This is a genomic window from Microbacterium sp. AC035, assembly GCF_979258485.1.
In genome coordinates this window covers 1,930,135-1,945,168 of sequence record NZ_OZ409858.1, presented here as the reverse complement: position 1 = coordinate 1,945,168, position 15,034 = coordinate 1,930,135, and the positions used below count along the sequence as shown (strand labels likewise).

Here is a 15,034-nt window from a genome sequence, read left to right as displayed (position 1 = left end):
AGGCCGCGCCTACCCTCTAAGCATGGAGCGCACCGCAGCGAAGACGGCCTTCGCGAACGTCCTCGTCAACACGCTCATCGCGAACGTGACGACGAGCTTCCTGTGGTTCGCGCTGACGTTCTGGGTGTACATCGAGACGCAGTCGGTGCTCGCGACCGGCATCATCGGCGGCGCCTACATGCTGTTCGTCGCCTTCTTCGCGATGATCTTCGGCACGATCGTCGATCGCAACCGCAAGCACACGGTCATGCTGCTCTCGAGCGTCATCTCGGCGGTGGCGTTCCTGATCGCGGGGGCGCTGTACGTCTGGCAGCCCGAATCGGCGCTGCTCGACCTCGGCGGTCCGTGGTTCTGGCTGTTCTCGGCGATCATCCTGTTCGGCGGGGTCATCGAGCAGCTGCGCAACATCGCGCTCTCGACGACGGTCACGCTGCTGGTGCCCGAAGACCGGCGGGCCAACGCCAACGGTCTGGTCGGCACGGTTCAGGGGCTGGCCTTCCTCGTGACGAGCGTGTTCTCGGGGCTCTCGATCGGCTTCCTCGGCATGGGGTGGACTCTGGCGATCGCGATCGGCGCGATGGCGCTGACCTTCGTGCAACTGCTCTTCATCCGCATCCCCGAGGGGACGCCGCAGCCCGACCCCGATGCCAAGAGCGCGCTCGACTTCCGCGGCAGCGTGGCGGCCATCAGGCTGGCGCCCGGACTGTTCGCGCTGATCATCTTCTCGACCTTCAACAACCTCATCGGCGGCGTCTACATGGCGCTGATGGACCCCTACGGTCTCACCCTCTTCGATGCGCAGACGTGGGGGTTCGCTCTCGCGTTCGCGTCGACCGGCTTCCTGATCGGCGGCGGGCTGGTGGCGAAGTTCGGCCTCGGCCCGGAGCCGATGCGCACGCTGCTGCTCGTCGTGATCGCGATGGGCATCCTCGGCTCGGTCTTCATGCTGCGCGAGTGGTGGCCGCTCTACGTGATCGGCATGTGGATCTACATGGCTCTCGTGCCTCCCGTCGAGGCGGCAGAGCAGACGATCATCCAGAAGGTGGTGCGCTACGACAGGCAGGGGCGGGTGTTCGGTGTCGCCGCCGCGATGGAAGCTGCCGCCGCTCCGATCACGGCATTCCTGATCGCTCCGATCGCGGAGTTCCTGATCATCCCCTACATGAAGACCGCCGAGGGGCAGCAGCAGTGGGACTGGTTGCTCGGCGAGGGCGAGGCTCGGGGCATCGCGCTGATCTGCCTGTTCGCGGGCATCATCATGGTGATCGCTGCGACCCTGGCGTTCTTCACGAAGTCGTATCGCAAGCTCACCGAGCTCTACGCCAACGCGCCGGAGCAGGATCCGAGCGCTGAGGAAGCGGTGGGCGGATCCGCGACGGATGCACCGGCGCCTGTGCGCGGCCTGCCACCAGAGGTCCCGGAAGCGCGGCGCTGAATCGGCCGCAGCGGCCAGGTCAGTCGAGCGTGATGATCTGGTCGTTGAGGTCTACGGCGTCGGCGTCCCACAGTGCCAGGACTCGCGGCACGAGGGACGCCGGATCGAGAGCCTTCGCGCGGAAGACGACGGATGCCGCGCGCAGCGGCTCATCGGCATCCCGCGCGGCCTTCGCGAAGCCCTGCGCGACCGCGCGCGTCCACGCCTCGCTCGCCCCCTTCACCGCCGCATAGTTCGCCCCGCCCGCGAGAGGGCGACCGACCGCAGTCGACGAGACGATCGCGAATCGGCCGGCATGCGAGGCGCGCAGCGCGCTGTCGAACGCGCGGCTCGTCGCGCGCACCGCGTCGAGGGCGGGAAGCAGCGCGGCGAAGTCGGCATCCGATTGGCCTGCGAGTCCGCCGCCGCCGCGCCATCCGCCGACCAGCGGGATCACGGCGTCGACGGCGCCCAGCCGTGCGGCCAGATCCGTCATCGACTCGAGGGAGGTGGCATCCGCCACCTCGACCTCGGCGCCGAGTGCTCGCAGCGGTTTCAGGCGTTCGGCCGTGCGGCCCGTCGCGATGACCCGCGCACCTGCCTCGACGAGTGCGCGTGAGAGGGCGAGGCCCGAGCCACTGGTGGCTCCGGCGAGGACGATCGTTCGATCTGTGACGCTCATGTGCTCAACTCTCGTGAAGAAACAGTTCTGCGGCCACCCCGGGCAGGAATGGCCGCAGACGCTGCGTCCGGTCGCACCACACGACCGAACCCCAGAAATGCGCGATTCGAGTCAGTCGTCGGTGCCCCGAATGCCGACGGTCGACTCGATGACCGTCTTCATCTTCTTGTCGAGGGTCTCGAAGAACATCGACAGCGGGAACTCGTCGTCCATCACGGCATCCGTGTACGCCTTCGGCGCCCCGGCGAGGATCTCGTCGGACAGACCGCGGGCCCACTGCGACGCCGGGTGCGGCGTGAGCGTTCCGCGCACGAGCTCGTACGCGGCGAGCCAGTGAGCGACCTTGGGGCGGTCGATCGAGTGCCAGTACAGGTCGTCGATCGCATCGCCCAGAGCCACGACGGCATCCGGCACGTTGTCCCAGTCGAATGCGAGAGCGGTGTCTGTCCAGTGCAGCACCCCGCGCTGGTGCAGCCAGGCGAACAGCAGCTGTCCGCCGACGGCGTCGTAGTTGCGCGTGCGGGTGCCGGTGATCGAGAAGCGGAAGATCCGGTCGAAGATCACCGCGTACTGCACGAGGTGCGCGTAGTCGTGCATCTCCTGCTCGGTCTCGGTGAGCTCCTCACCCGCGGCGATGCGGGCCGCTAGCGCGCGCTCGATGTTCACCGACTCGCGGAACGCCGTCATGTCGCAGCGCATCTCCTCGAGCGAGTAGAGGAAGAACGGCATCCGCTGCTTGATCATGAACGGGTCGAAGGGCAGGTCGCCGCGCATGTGGGTGCGGTCGTGGATGATGTCCCACATGACGAAGGTCTTCTCGGCCACCTGCTGGTCGTCGAGCATCGAGCTCGCCCGCTCCGGCAGGTCGAGGTTGGTGATCGCGGCGGCGGCGCGGGTGACCCGGCGGTACCTGGCGGCCTCGCGATCCTGGAAGATCGCGCCCCACGTGAAGGTCGGGATCTCGCGCATCGCGACCGTCTCGGGGAACAGCACGGCCGAGTTCGTGTCGTAGCCGGGCGTGAAGTCGACCAGACGCAGCGAGACGAACAGCTTGTTGCCGTAGTCGCCGGCCTCGAGGGCGGCGATGAACTCCGGCCAGATCGTCTCGACGATGAGCGCCTCCACGAGGCGGTCGCTCGACCCGTTCTGCGTGTACATCGGGAAGACGACGAGGTGGCGGATGCCGTCGATCCGGTGCTGCTGCGGCTGGAACGCCATCAGCGAATCGAGGAAGTCCGGCACGCCGAAGCCTTCGGCTACCCAGCGGTCGAAGTCGACGATCGACGCGGCGAGGTACTCGGCGTCATGCGGGAAGGCAGGGGCGAGAGCGCGGATGCCGGCGGTGATCGCGGCGACGAGCTCACGTGCGGCGGCGTGGTGCGCGGCATCCGGGATCGATCCGTCCTTGATCTGCATCTCGCGGATCGCGATCGCGGCGTCCTTGAGCTGGGCCCACGCTGAGGAGGATTCGGCGGTCGCTGCGTCTTCGACGACCTCGGGTTCGCCGACGATGGCCTGTACAGCGGAGCTGTGGGCGGAAATGATGGACATCGGGACCTCCGATCGGAGAGTTTCACGGAAAGATTCCTGCATATACGGAATCCTGACGATAATCTTACATCCATGGATGATTCTGTCGACCGCGCGATCCTGGCTGCCATCTCTCGAGACGGACGGGCGACGCTGTCCCAGCTCTCGGATGCCGTGGGGCTGTCGGTGTCGGCCGTGCAGTCGCGACTGCGTCGCCTCGAGACGCGCGGGATCATCACCGGCTACCGCGCGATCCTCGACCCCGAACTCGTCGGCACGCCGCTCTCGGCGTTCATCGAGATCACCCCTCTCGATCCGGCCCAGCCCGACAACGCCCCCGAGCTGCTCGAGCACCTCGACGCGATCGAGGCGTGCCACTCGATCGCCGGTGACGCGAGCTACATGCTCTTCGTGCGGGTCGCCTCGCCCCGCGCTCTGGAAGAGCTCGTGCGGGACATCCGCCTGGCGGCGAACGTCAGCACCCGCACCACGGTCGTGCTGCAGACCTATTACGAGCACCGGCCGATCATCTCGGTCGCCCCCGAAGACGAATAGAGAACGGCGCGGGGATCACAGCACCGCGCCGATCATCGCCTCTCCGAGGGGCGTGCGCAGGTGCAGCATCCTCGCGCCGTCGCGTTCGCTCGAGACCAGACCGGCGTCGCGCAGCACGGTGAGGTGATGGGATGCCGTCGACACGGCGATCCCCGCATCCTGAGCCACCTCGGAGGTCGTGCGAGCGACGCCCGCTTCGAGCAGGATCGTCGCGCGAGCCGGGCCGAGGAGCGCGCCGAGCGACGTCGCGATCTCGCTCGCGTCGCGGGACCAGCCGGCCGTCACGCCACGCGCGGGATAGAAGAGAGTCGGCTGGGCCGGTGGTTCGGTGAGCACCATGCATCCCCACGACGACATCACCGACGGCACGAGCACCAGTCCGCTGCCGTGGCAGTCGACGACCTCGCTGTGACGGCGCAGCGAGACGCGCACGGCCCCGTCGCCCCAGGTCACCTTCGGATGGAGACCCCCGGCCATCTCTCTGATCCCCGAGGTGGCGATCACCCGTGATCGGACCGCGACGTCTGATCGCAGCAGGCGTTCGAGCTGCGGCCAGACGGGAGTGAGTGCGGCATCCCATACGTCCGACCACGCGTCCGCGATCATCGCCCGCGCGCGCTCCGGATGCTGTTGCATCTCGTGCAGTGCTCGTCGGCGTGCCCCCGTCGAACGCAGCACCATCTTGCCGAAATCGACCCGCATCGGCTCCAGCGGTGTGATGCGCAGGGCCGCGAGCTCCGCCTCCGGCGTCATGTCCCACCCCGGCGCTGCCGTGAGGAAGTCGGGCATGTAGCCGTCGTCGCCGATCACCGCGGCGAGCAGGCGGAAGCTCTCGCGAGGCAGCCGATCGCGTACGGCGCGCAGCCATCCCCACTGCAGCGGATGCTGTGCGGGGCGCAACAGCACCCGCACGGCGTGGGCGAGCTCATGCCCGGGGGAGATGCCGAACCGCACCGCCTGGATGTCGCCGGGGCTCAGATGGAAATCCACGCGGTGGTCGGGATGCTCGACGCCCTCGCGTGGCGAGCCGGCACCTGCACCAACGGAGTTTCGATCCACATCGAAACTCTAGGACGAGGGTCCGGGTCTGTCGAGACTGGGCTCATGAACACCACGTCATCCGCTCTCGAAGCCGTCGCCGCCGCGGAGATCCGCATCGGCACCGGGCGCAGTCGCAGGTTCGTCGGTGCAGATCACGGTGCGGGGATCTCGTACTTCTACGTCGAGAACCAGCCCGGCGACGGCCCAGGTCTGCACTGGCATCCCTACCCCGAGACCTGGGTGGTGCTCGAGGGCACGGCGCGGATCACGGTCGGCGATGCCACGATCGTCGCCTCGGCAGGCGACACCGCCACAGGCCCGGCCTTCGTGCCACACTGCTTCACGAACGTCGGCGAGGGGATGCTGCGCATCATCGGCATCCATGCGTCGGCGACGATCATCCAGACTTTCCTCTCCGACGACTGAACCACCACACACAGGAGCATCCATGTCCTTCCAGGCATACCTCGACAAGGTCGAGACCCAGACAGGCCTCACCCCGCGGCAGTTCATCGCACTCGCCAAGGAGCAGGGGTTCGACGAGACGACGAAGTCCACCGTCGTCCTCAACTGGCTCAAGCAGGACTACAGCCTCGGGCACGGCCATGCCCAGGCGATGGTCCACGTGATCCTCAAAGGGCCGAAGATCAGCGACAAGCACGTCGGCAAGGGCGGCGCGCATGGCGATGCGTCCGACACGCTCTGGCTCGACGGCAAAGACACCAACCCGAACCCCTGATCCGCATCACCCGGTACGGCAGAAGAGAGAGCATCATGGCAGTCCGCGTCGATCTCAACGTCTCCCTCGACGGATTCGCGACCACCACCGATCAGACACCCGAGAAGCCGTTCGGTGACGACTGGCCGCGTCTGGTCGCGGCGTATGCGGCCACGCGCACATTCCGCACCCGCGTGCTGGGCGACGACTCCGGCGCGGGCACGACGGGCGTCGATGAGAAGTACGCCCACGCCTACTTCGAAGGCATCGGCGCCGAGATCATGGGGGCAGGCATGTTCGGTCTGCACCAGAATCCGGATGACCCGGAGTGGCGCGGATGGTGGGGCGACGAGCCTCCCTTCCATGTGCCGGTCTTCGTGCTCACGCACACCCGCCGTGACCCGATCGAGTTCGCGAACGGCACGGTCTTCCACTTCGTCGATGCGGCGCCGGAAGAGATCCTGCCGCGCGCGATCGACGCGGCCGGCAGCGACGACGTGCGCATCGGCGGCGGCATCGACGTCGTGAGGCAGTTCCTCCGCGCGGGGCTGGTCGACCGGGTGCACCTGGCCGTCGCTCCGCTCGTGCTGGGCAGCGGCGAGCGCATCTGGGACGGCCTCCGCGGCATCGAGAACGGCTACGACGTCGAGTCGGAGGTCGCCGAGTCGGGTGTCACGCACCTGACCTTCCGCCGCGACTGACGTGGCGGCCCGCAGGCGTCCATCGGCGCCCCCAGTAGGATTCCCTGCGTGGCAGCATCCTCGAAGCGCAAGAAGAATCAGACCCGTGTCAGCGGCAACCCCGCGAAGCGGGCGAGCGGCAATCCGGCCAGTCAGGCCGTCATCGACCCCGGGCCCGTGACGCTCGGCGACTGGATCGGCGCCGCTCGTCTGCGCACGCTCCCACTCGCCGTCGCCCCGGTCGTGATCGGCACCGGCGCCGCACGCAGCACCGGCCCGGAGTTCCACTGGGTGATCGCGCTGGCATGCCTCGCGGTCGCCGTGCTGCTGCAGATCGGCGTCAACTTCGCGAACGACTACAGCGACGGCATCCGCGGCACCGACGCCGTGCGTGTCGGACCGGCCCGCCTGACGGCATCCGGTCGTGTGAAGCCGCGCACCGTGCTCGTCGCCGCGCTGGTGTTCTTCGCGCTCGCAGCGGCGGTCGGGCTCGCGATCGTGATCCGCACCGAGCAGTGGTGGATGCTGGCGATCGGCGCGGCCTGCATCGTCGCCGCCTGGTTCTACACCGGCGGCAAGCGGCCCTATGGCTACAACGCACTCGGCGAGGTCTTCGTCTTCATCTTCTTCGGACTCGTCGCGACGCTCGGAACCACGTGGGTGCAGGTCTTCGAGCTGCCGCAGCAGGCCTGGCTCGGTGCCATCGCCGCCGGCCTCTTCGCCTGTGCGGTGCTGCTCGCCAACAACCTGCGCGACATCGACCAGGATCGCCTGGTCGGCAAGCGCACCCTGACGGTGCTGATCGGCAAGCGCGCGACACAGGTGCTGTTCACCCTGTTCGTGATCGTGCCCTTCGGCATCCTCGCGTTCATCGCGCTGCTGTACCCGATCGCGTGGATCGGCCTGCTCGCGCTGCTCGCCGGGCTCCCGGCCATCCTGATCGTCTGGACCTACCGCCAGGCGAAGGAGCTGGTCACCGCTCTCGCTCTGACGTCGCTGACCGCGCTGCTCTACGCCGGTGCGTTCTTCTGGGCGCTCGCCGGCTGAACCGGCACCCGACCTGACAGCGGGGCCGGGATCCGGTCAGTCTCGCGGCGCCGGCTTCGGGGCGCCGGTCTCGCCGGCGATCGCCTCGTCCTCGGCATCCGCATCGGCCTGTTCGGCCGAGCTGCGACCCCCGCGACGCTCGACGATCCGCGCCGAAGCGTCGGTGAGAGGTCGGCGCAGGAACAGCATCGAGATGCTCATGCCGATGAGGGCGGCGAAGATCGCGGCGAGCCACCAGTACTCGCGGAAGATCGGGAAGAAGAACCACATGATCGCGAGCGGCACGAGGAAAGCCAGCAGGCGCAGCACGGTGTAGACGAGGAAAGGTGCACGGTTCTTCACCCGGACAGTCTACGTTCGCGAGCTGAGGCGTCTGCTGTCAGTCGTCGAGGCCGAGAACCTGGAACGGGATGCCGCGCACGACGCGCTTCCAGGGGTGCTCGCCGAGCGACCACAGCAGCTTCGCGTCGAGGTCGAGGGCGAGATCCTCGCAGCCGACGGGAAGCGGCACCCGATCGCGCACCAGGGCATCGCGGCCGCCGGTCCACAGGGCGCCCGGGCGCATCCCGTCGGACTGCGAGACGAAGTGCCGGTCGCCCCACCGCGCCGCCCCCTGCATCTGCGTGATGCCGGGGGTGAAGCGGCTCTCTTCGCGGAAGCCGTCGTCCTCGGAGTCTGGCACCGTGAACTCCGCGATCCGCCCCTTGTCGTCCTTCGTGTACTCGCCGATCAGCACTCGACGCAGGGGCGTGCCGTCGTCATCGAACACGCGGCCGAGATACGAGCAGCGCAGCTCGATCGGATGCACGCGGGTGCGCACCGCGACGAGAGCGGTGGCGCGCAGTCCCCGCCCGCGTGCACCGGCGACGCGTCGCGCCTCGGCGCCCCGCACGCGGCGGATGTCGGCGAGGTCGAACTCCCAGATGCCTCGACCCGTCGCCGCGACGAACAGCCGATCGTCGAACCACGCGAGGCCGCCGGCGTGGATGGGGGCGGGCTGCAGCTCGCCGTGCTCTTCGAACGCGAGAAGAACGTCGAGATGGCGAGAGCGTTCGAGGTCGACGAACGCGACCCGAGACGCCAGGTGATGACCGTCGAGCTGTTGACGGAACCAGCTCACGGCGAGTGTCCGGCGACCGTGCCACAGACCGAGGTCGATGCCCTGCGGATACCAGCGGCGGGTCCAGGTGCGGGCGCTCAGCCACCGCAGGTCGACCGTGGTGCGGCGCTTCTGGCGCACCGGGCGCCAGGTGGTTCCGAACGGCCAGAGCATGCACCCATCGTCGCCGATCGCAGGGCGAGGTGCGAATCGGCCACGGGCGCCGGTGCGGCGGCGGATATCGCGTCACCCCGTGTTCACCCGCCGGCCCCCGATCGGCAACGAGCGCCTGAGAGCATTCCGAGACCGTCGACCCGGGGGAGTTCTGTGCGCACACCGCTCGTCACCGTCATCCTGCCCGCCAAGGACGCAGGCGCCTACATCGGCACGACGCTCGAGACGCTGACACGGCAGTTCGACGACCCCGCCTCGCTCAAGCTCGTGGCGATCGACGACGGGTCGCGCGACGACACCGGCACGCTGATGCGGCGATACGCCGAGCGGTTCCCGCACGCCGAGGTCATCGTCAACCCCCGGCCGAAAGGGCTCGCGAGTGCCCGCAACCAGGGGCTCGAGCATGTCGAGGGCGACGCGTTCTGCTTCCTCGACGGAGACGACTGGATGCAGCCGCAACGGCTCTCGGTGCTGGCCCGGCGGCTGAGCGAGCTCCGCTGCGATCTCCTGCGCACCGACCACGTGACCGTGAAGGCAGGCGTGCGCACCCTCGTGCCTGCGCCGTACCCCTGGCGTGAAGCGGTCGGCTCACCCCGGGACGCGATCCTGCCCGACAACGAGCCCACCATGGTCGACTACCCGTTCGCGTGGGCCGGGATCCTGCACCGCCGCCTGATCGACGACGGCCTCGCGCAGTTCACACCCGGCCTCTTCACCGCCGAGGATCGTCCGTGGATCTGGCGCCTGCACCTGCAGGCCCGATCGTTCGCGGTGGTCGACGCCCCTGCGCTGCTCTACCGCCGGGGGGTGTCGACATCGCTCACGCAGGTGCGCGACCGGCGACAGCTCGACTTCGTGCGTGCGATGGACGAGGTCCTCGACATCGTGGGCGCGGATGCCGAGTCCGACAGGTTCCTGCCGAAGGCGGTGTGGAGTGTGATGGCGCTCACCTCCCGGCATCTCGTGCGGTCGAGGAGGATGACCCCGTCGCTGCGCCGGGAGATGCGCACAGGCCTGCGCGGATTGCTCGCCCGTCTGCCTGAGGGGGAGGCCTCGGCCGTGCTGTCGCGTCTCGACGGACCCCGCCGCCGTGTGCTGGCTCCGCTGCTGCGCACTGTCGGGGTCGCGGCATGACGCAGCTCTTCGCGGTGCACAGCGCCTACGGGCTGGCCACCGCGGCCGGTGCGCTCGACGGCGGGCTGCTCGGCGAACACGGCGAGCGCATCCTCGTCCCGTTCGTGTCATCGCGACTGCCCGAGACATCGGTGAGCATCGCCGCAGACCCCGCACTGGCGAGCCTCCGCGACAGGTTCGACCGCATCGAAGATCTCGACGCGCTGCTCGGCCCCCTGCATCCGAGCTCATGGAAACCCCACGCCGCCGATCTGCCGCTGCTGCGCCGGCTGCTGATCCGAGCGTGGGGGATCGATCCGGGCGACCTCGAACTGCTCGTGCAGAGCCCCCAGGTCGCCCCGGCGCGCACCCTGATGCAGCTCTTCCCTCACGCGCGGCTCACGATCATCGGCGACGGGCTGATGACGTATTCGCCGATGCGGGTGCGGATGCCGCACACGGTGACCGCTCGGATCGGCCGCGTCGTGCACGCCGACGTGGTGCCGGGACTGACGCCGTTGGTGGGTTCGCCCACCGCGACGCCCGTGCCGGTCTCACCCGACCTGTTCCACGCCGTGCTCGCCGAGACCGCGGCTGCGGTGGATGACACCGCAGACCTCGAGAGCGCTCTCGACGGCGAGTCGACGGTGCTCGTGCTCGGGCAGTACCTGTCGGCGCTCGGACTGGTCAGCGAGGGCGAGGAGATCGCCCTGCAGAAGGAGATGATCGACCGCGCGGCGACCCGGCGACCGCAGCACATCGTCTTCAAGCCGCACCCCGCCGCACCGCCTCGGCTGAGCGACGCGCTGCGCGACAGGGCACAGATGCACGGCATCGACTTCCGCGAGTACCGCGGCGCGCTCGCCGCGGAGGTGCTCGCCGAACGACTCGATGCGACAGCCGTCATCGCGGGGTTCTCCACCGCCCTGCCGACCGTGCAGGCGCTCTACGGCCGTGAGATCGACGCCGTCGGCGCCGACACCGTGCTCGCGCGGCTGACTCCGTATGAGAACAGCAATCGAGTGCCGGCGACGATCGTCGATGCGCTCACGCGCGCAGACTCCCCGTATCGCGAGCCCGAGCGCCTGCAGCTGCTGATCGACGCGGTCGGGTATGCCATGCAGCCCGTGGTCGCCGGGCACCTGCGCGGTCGAGCCGAGCAGCTGCTGACCGGCATCCGTCCCGCTGATCGAGACCGGTACTTCGCACCCGAGAGGCTGGCGGAGCTGCGGCTCCCAGGGGCACCGCGCGAGACGGTCGTGCGTCGCGCGCTGCGCCCGGTGGGCGGGATCGGCCGGGTGGAGCAGGCCAGGCTCACGGTGCTCGCGGCGCGACGCAGACTCGCACGAGCGTGGCGCGTGCTCAGGGGACGATGACGACGATGACGACGATGACGGCGATGGGACGAGCGACATGACCGCAGAACAGCACTCGACGGATGTCGGCAGGGTCGTCGCGATCATCCCGGCCCGGGGTGGATCGAAGGGCGTGCCGCGCAAGAACCTGCGCCGTGTCGGCGGTGTGCCTCTCGTCGAACGCGCGGTGCGCACCGCGCGCGAGACCGATGGCATCGACCTCGTGGTCGTCTCGACCGATGACGACGAGATCGCTGCGCTGAGCGAGGCGGCCGGTGCGAGAGTCGTGCGGCGACCGGCAGAGATCTCCGGCGACACGGCCTCGTCGGAGTCTGCGATCCTGCACGCGTTGGACGTGCTCGATGCCGAAGGAGAGCCCGCCGACGTGGTGGCGTTCCTGCAGGCGACATCGCCGTTCATCCCGCGGGACGCCCTGTCCGGTGCTGTCCGCGAGGTGCGCGAGGGCACCGCTGACAGCATGTTCGCCGCCCACGAGACCTACGGATTCCTGTGGTCACGCGGCGGCGCAGGACAGCTGGGCCGAGCAGGACAGACGGATGCCGGCGCTGCCGTCGCACTCAACCACGATGCCGCGCATCGCCCCCGGCGTCAGGATCGCGAGCCGCACTTCCTCGAGACGGGCGCGTTCTACGTGTTCCGAGCAGACGGCTTCCGCGAGGCGGAGCACCGCTTCTTCGGCCGCATCCGCATCGCCGAGGTGCCGGAATGGACCGCGATCGAGATCGACGACGAGCAGCAGCTCCGCATCGCCCGCGCGCTCGCAGCCCTTCATGAGAGCCCCGAGCGGGTGCCGGTGCGAGCGATCGTCACCGACTTCGACGGCGTGCACACCGACGACACCGCGACGGTCGACGCCGACGGCATGGAACGGGTGCGGGTGAGCCGCGAGGACGGCATGGGGGTGTCGCTGCTGCGGCGTGCCGGCATCCCGATGCTCATCCTCTCGACCGAGGTCAACGCCGTCGTGCGGGCTCGGGCCGACAAGCTCCGCGTGCCCGTTCTGCACGGCATCGAAGACAAGGAGTCGGCTCTGCGCGGCTGGGCGGAGGAGGTCGGCATCCCGCTCGCCGACATCGCCTACCTGGGCAACGACGTCAACGATCTGCCTGCCCTGCGAATCGTCGGCTGGCCCGTCGCGGTGGCCGATGCGCATCCGCTCGTGCTCGAAGCGGCCCGCGTCGTGCTCAGCCGCAGCGGCGGTCACGGTGCCGTCCGAGAGCTGATCGAACGGGTGTTGCCCGCCTGACTGGTGCCGGTAACCCTCCTGACGTGTGGCGTTCACCATCGGCGCGTACTCAGGAGAGAAGGCCATTTCGACGACCGGAGGAACCATGACTGTCAGCATCGGCTCACGCGTGATCGGCGGCGGCCACCCCGCCTATGTCATCGCGGAGATCGGCCTCAACCACAACGGCGACGTCGACATCGCCAAGCGCCTGATCGACGTGGCGGCGAAGGCGGGGGCCGACGCCGTGAAGTTCCAGAAGCGCACCCCCGAGATCTCCACCCCCGAGCACATGCGCGATGTTCCGCGGGAGACGCCGTGGGGCACCATGAGCTACCTCGACTACCGCCGCCGTGTGGAATTCGGCCGCGACGAGTACATCGCCATCGGCGACCACGCCACGATGCTCGGACTCGACTGGTTCGCGTCGCCGTGGGACGTGCCCAGCGTCGGCTTCCTCGAAGACCTCAACGTCGTGGCGCACAAGGTCGCCTCGGCGAGCCTGACCGACACCGAGCTGCTCGTCGCCCTGCGCGAGACGGGCAAGCCGATCATCCTCTCGACGGGCATGTCGACGATCGAGCAGATCGACCGGGCCCTCGCCACACTCGGCACCGACCGCGTCGTGCTCATGCACGCCACGTCGACCTACCCGCTCGAGCCCGAAGAGGCCAACCTCCGGGCGATCGCCACGCTCCGCGACCGTTACCCCGGCATCCCCGTCGGCTACTCGGGTCACGAGCGCGGTCTGCAGATCTCTCTCGCCGCCGTCGCGATCGGCGCCGTCGCGGTCGAGCGCCACATCACGCTCGATCGCACGATGTGGGGGTCCGACCACGCGGCGTCCCTCGAACCCACCGGCCTCGAGCACCTCGTGCGCGACATCCGGGTGATCGAGACGGCCCTGGGCGATGGCGTCAAGCGCGTCTTCGACAGCGAGCGTGCGCCCATGGCGAAGCTGCGTCGCGTCTCGGCATGACCGCATCGGGCGCACTGCGGGTCGTCGCGATCGCCGACGCGGACTCGTTCGTGAAATGGTCGGCATCGCTGCTCGGCAGTGTGCCCGGCATCCGTTCGCATCTGCTGCTGGTGCAGACGCCGCTGACCGCGAGCGTCGATCAGCAGCGCACGGCGCTGGCGGGCACCGGGATGCTGTCCGACGACGTCACCCGCATCGGTTTCGGGCAGGCCGCCGCGTGGCTCGAGGGGCAGCGACCCGATGTGGTCCTGCTCGCCGGACGTGGGCCGTTCGTTCGACTGATGGGGCGCCTGATCGACTCGCTCTCGCACCGCCCGGTGGTCGTCGCCGGCCTGCCGGGGATGGCGATCCCTGCGCAGCGCGGCGCCCTGGACTACCGCCGTCACGCCGACCTGCTCGTCGTGCACTCGCATCGGGAGGAACGTGCGTTCGCCGAGCTGGGCCGGCGGATCGGCGTGCAGGTGCCGACGGCGCTGGCCACGCTGCCGTTCGCCCGCTCTCGATCGCGGATGCTCGCCGCCGACCGCGCCCGCGTGCTCGCCGCCGACGCGGGGCACCCTGCAGGCACCCTCATCGCTGACCGACCGCCTGCTCCGAGCGCCGTGCGGATGCCGGCCACCGACGTCGTGTTCGCGGCGCAGGCCCTGGTGCCGGTCGGACGGGAAGAACGGGCGGAGATCGCTGCGACCCTCGTGCGCGCCGCGGAGGCCGACCCGAGCCGCCGAGTCGTCATCAAGCTGCGCTCGCGTCCGGGGGAGTCCGAGACCCACCTCGAGCGCGACCCCTATCTCGAGCTGCTGCCGGCCCGGAGACCGGACAACCTCGTCGTCTCGTACTCTTCGATGGCTGCCGCGCTGTCGACGGCCGCCGGGCTCGTCACCGTCAGCTCGACCGCGGCCGTGGAAGCAGTCGCGCTCGGTGTGCCCGTCATCGCGCTCGATTCGTTCGGAGTCAGCAAGAGCCTGCTCAACACCGTCTTCGTCGGCAGCGGCCTTCTCGGCGGGCGCAACGAGGTCGTGGCCGGTCGATTCCGGCATCCGCACCCTGCCTGGCTGCGCGACAACTACTTCCACCCGGCGGCCGAGTCGACCTGGTGGAACCATGTCGAGCAGCTCGTCGCTCTGCGCCGGGCCGGTGCTCTGCCGGCGAAGCTCGTCCCCGCCGCCCGTGGAGGGAAGCTGCACGAGGCATGGCACCGCGCGAGCGTGCTCGGCTCGAAGGACCGCACGCTCGGCGGCACCGCTGCGCTCGCCCTCGGAGTGCCCGCGACGACCCTGCTCGCTGCGGTGCGCCGCGGACGCTCATCCGGCGACGGAGCGACCTGGGCCGACGCGAGCACCGACTTCACGCTGGAGCCGAACCCGTTCCACGACTCGATCCGGCGCTGATCACGCCGGATCG

General features: G+C 69.3%; 16 protein-coding genes. 11 read left to right on the top strand and 5 right to left on the bottom strand.

Features of this window, described 5'->3' with window-relative positions:
• Window positions 1-22 precede the first annotated feature (22 nt).
• The gene (locus ACZ0AA_RS09495; protein WP_463512764.1) at window positions 23-1,435 is read left to right on the top strand and encodes an MFS transporter; all 1,413 of its coding nucleotides are present in this window, start codon (window positions 23-25) and stop codon (window positions 1,433-1,435) included.
• Window positions 1,436-1,454: 19 nt separating this feature from the next.
• On the opposite strand, the gene ACZ0AA_RS09490 is transcribed toward ACZ0AA_RS09495, so the two are convergent.
• Both ACZ0AA_RS09490 and ACZ0AA_RS09485 read right to left on the bottom strand, forming a co-directional pair.
• Window positions 1,455-2,096 carry an SDR family NAD(P)-dependent oxidoreductase gene (locus ACZ0AA_RS09490; protein WP_463512763.1) on the bottom strand — a complete coding sequence of 214 codons (642 nt, stop codon included), beginning with the start codon at window positions 2,094-2,096 and terminating at the stop codon, window positions 1,455-1,457.
• 111 nt (window positions 2,097-2,207) lie between these two features.
• Window positions 2,208-3,647, bottom strand: a complete 1,440-nt coding sequence (locus tag ACZ0AA_RS09485; RefSeq protein ID WP_463512762.1) for a DUF6421 family protein — start codon at window positions 3,645-3,647, stop codon at window positions 2,208-2,210.
• Window positions 3,648-3,719: 72 nt separating this feature from the next.
• Between ACZ0AA_RS09485 and ACZ0AA_RS09480 the strand changes: the two genes are divergently transcribed.
• Window positions 3,720-4,181: an Lrp/AsnC family transcriptional regulator gene (locus ACZ0AA_RS09480; RefSeq protein WP_400866297.1), complete on the top strand. Its 462-nt coding sequence runs from the start codon at window positions 3,720-3,722 to the stop codon at window positions 4,179-4,181.
• A gap of 15 nt (window positions 4,182-4,196) precedes the next feature.
• Here ACZ0AA_RS09480 and ACZ0AA_RS09475 read toward each other — a convergent pair whose 3' ends face one another.
• On the bottom strand, window positions 4,197-5,240 hold the full coding sequence (locus ACZ0AA_RS09475; protein ID WP_463512761.1) for an ArsR/SmtB family transcription factor: 1,044 nt from the start codon (window positions 5,238-5,240) through the stop codon (window positions 4,197-4,199).
• 45 nt (window positions 5,241-5,285) lie between these two features.
• On the opposite strand from ACZ0AA_RS09475, the gene ACZ0AA_RS09470 reads away from it, so the two are divergent.
• Genes ACZ0AA_RS09470 through ACZ0AA_RS09455 form a run of 4 tightly spaced genes read left to right on the top strand, consistent with a single transcriptional unit; the run spans window position 5,286 to window position 7,667 of the window.
• Window positions 5,286-5,648: a cupin domain-containing protein gene (locus ACZ0AA_RS09470; protein WP_463512760.1), complete on the top strand. Its 363-nt coding sequence runs from the start codon at window positions 5,286-5,288 to the stop codon at window positions 5,646-5,648.
• Window positions 5,649-5,670: 22 nt separating this feature from the next.
• Complete coding sequence (locus tag ACZ0AA_RS09465) at window positions 5,671-5,961, top strand: DUF4287 domain-containing protein (protein WP_463512759.1); 291 nt, start codon at window positions 5,671-5,673, stop codon at window positions 5,959-5,961.
• 32 nt (window positions 5,962-5,993) lie between these two features.
• Window positions 5,994-6,641 (top strand): dihydrofolate reductase family protein, encoded by a 648-nt coding sequence (locus tag ACZ0AA_RS09460; protein WP_400867007.1) that lies wholly within the window; start codon window positions 5,994-5,996, stop codon window positions 6,639-6,641.
• Window positions 6,642-6,689: 48 nt separating this feature from the next.
• Window positions 6,690-7,667, top strand: coding sequence for a 1,4-dihydroxy-2-naphthoate polyprenyltransferase (locus ACZ0AA_RS09455; protein WP_463512758.1), 978 nt, complete (start codon window positions 6,690-6,692; stop codon window positions 7,665-7,667).
• 36 nt (window positions 7,668-7,703) lie between these two features.
• Here ACZ0AA_RS09455 and ACZ0AA_RS09450 read toward each other — a convergent pair whose 3' ends face one another.
• A complete protein-coding gene (locus tag ACZ0AA_RS09450; protein WP_400866286.1) occupies window positions 7,704-8,009 on the bottom strand; it encodes a DUF4229 domain-containing protein in 306 nt (101 codons plus the stop codon).
• Window positions 8,010-8,046: 37 nt separating this feature from the next.
• Entirely contained in the window at window positions 8,047-8,940 is an 894-nt protein-coding gene (locus ACZ0AA_RS09445; RefSeq protein ID WP_463512757.1) for a hypothetical protein, read from the bottom strand.
• Between the two features lie 153 nt (window positions 8,941-9,093).
• On the opposite strand from ACZ0AA_RS09445, the gene ACZ0AA_RS09440 reads away from it, so the two are divergent.
• The 5 genes from ACZ0AA_RS09440 to ACZ0AA_RS09420 all read left to right on the top strand — a co-directional run bounded on the left by ACZ0AA_RS09440 (window position 9,094) and on the right by ACZ0AA_RS09420 (window position 15,021).
• A complete protein-coding gene (locus ACZ0AA_RS09440) occupies window positions 9,094-10,074 on the top strand; it encodes a glycosyltransferase (protein WP_463512756.1) in 981 nt (326 codons plus the stop codon).
• Complete coding sequence (locus tag ACZ0AA_RS09435) at window positions 10,071-11,429, top strand: polysialyltransferase family glycosyltransferase (protein ID WP_463512755.1); 1,359 nt, start codon at window positions 10,071-10,073, stop codon at window positions 11,427-11,429. Before ACZ0AA_RS09440 ends, ACZ0AA_RS09435 begins: the two co-directional genes overlap by 4 nt.
• 37 nt (window positions 11,430-11,466) lie before the next feature.
• Window positions 11,467-12,675: a cytidylyltransferase domain-containing protein gene (locus tag ACZ0AA_RS09430; protein WP_463512754.1), complete on the top strand. Its 1,209-nt coding sequence runs from the start codon at window positions 11,467-11,469 to the stop codon at window positions 12,673-12,675.
• An 85-nt stretch (window positions 12,676-12,760) separates the two neighbouring features.
• Window positions 12,761-13,633: an N-acetylneuraminate synthase family protein gene (locus ACZ0AA_RS09425; RefSeq protein ID WP_400866275.1), complete on the top strand. Its 873-nt coding sequence runs from the start codon at window positions 12,761-12,763 to the stop codon at window positions 13,631-13,633.
• Complete coding sequence (locus ACZ0AA_RS09420; protein ID WP_463512753.1) at window positions 13,630-15,021, top strand: DUF6716 putative glycosyltransferase; 1,392 nt, start codon at window positions 13,630-13,632, stop codon at window positions 15,019-15,021. The genes ACZ0AA_RS09425 and ACZ0AA_RS09420 overlap by 4 nt, the downstream gene beginning before the upstream one ends.
• Window positions 15,022-15,034: the final 13 nt, after the last annotated feature.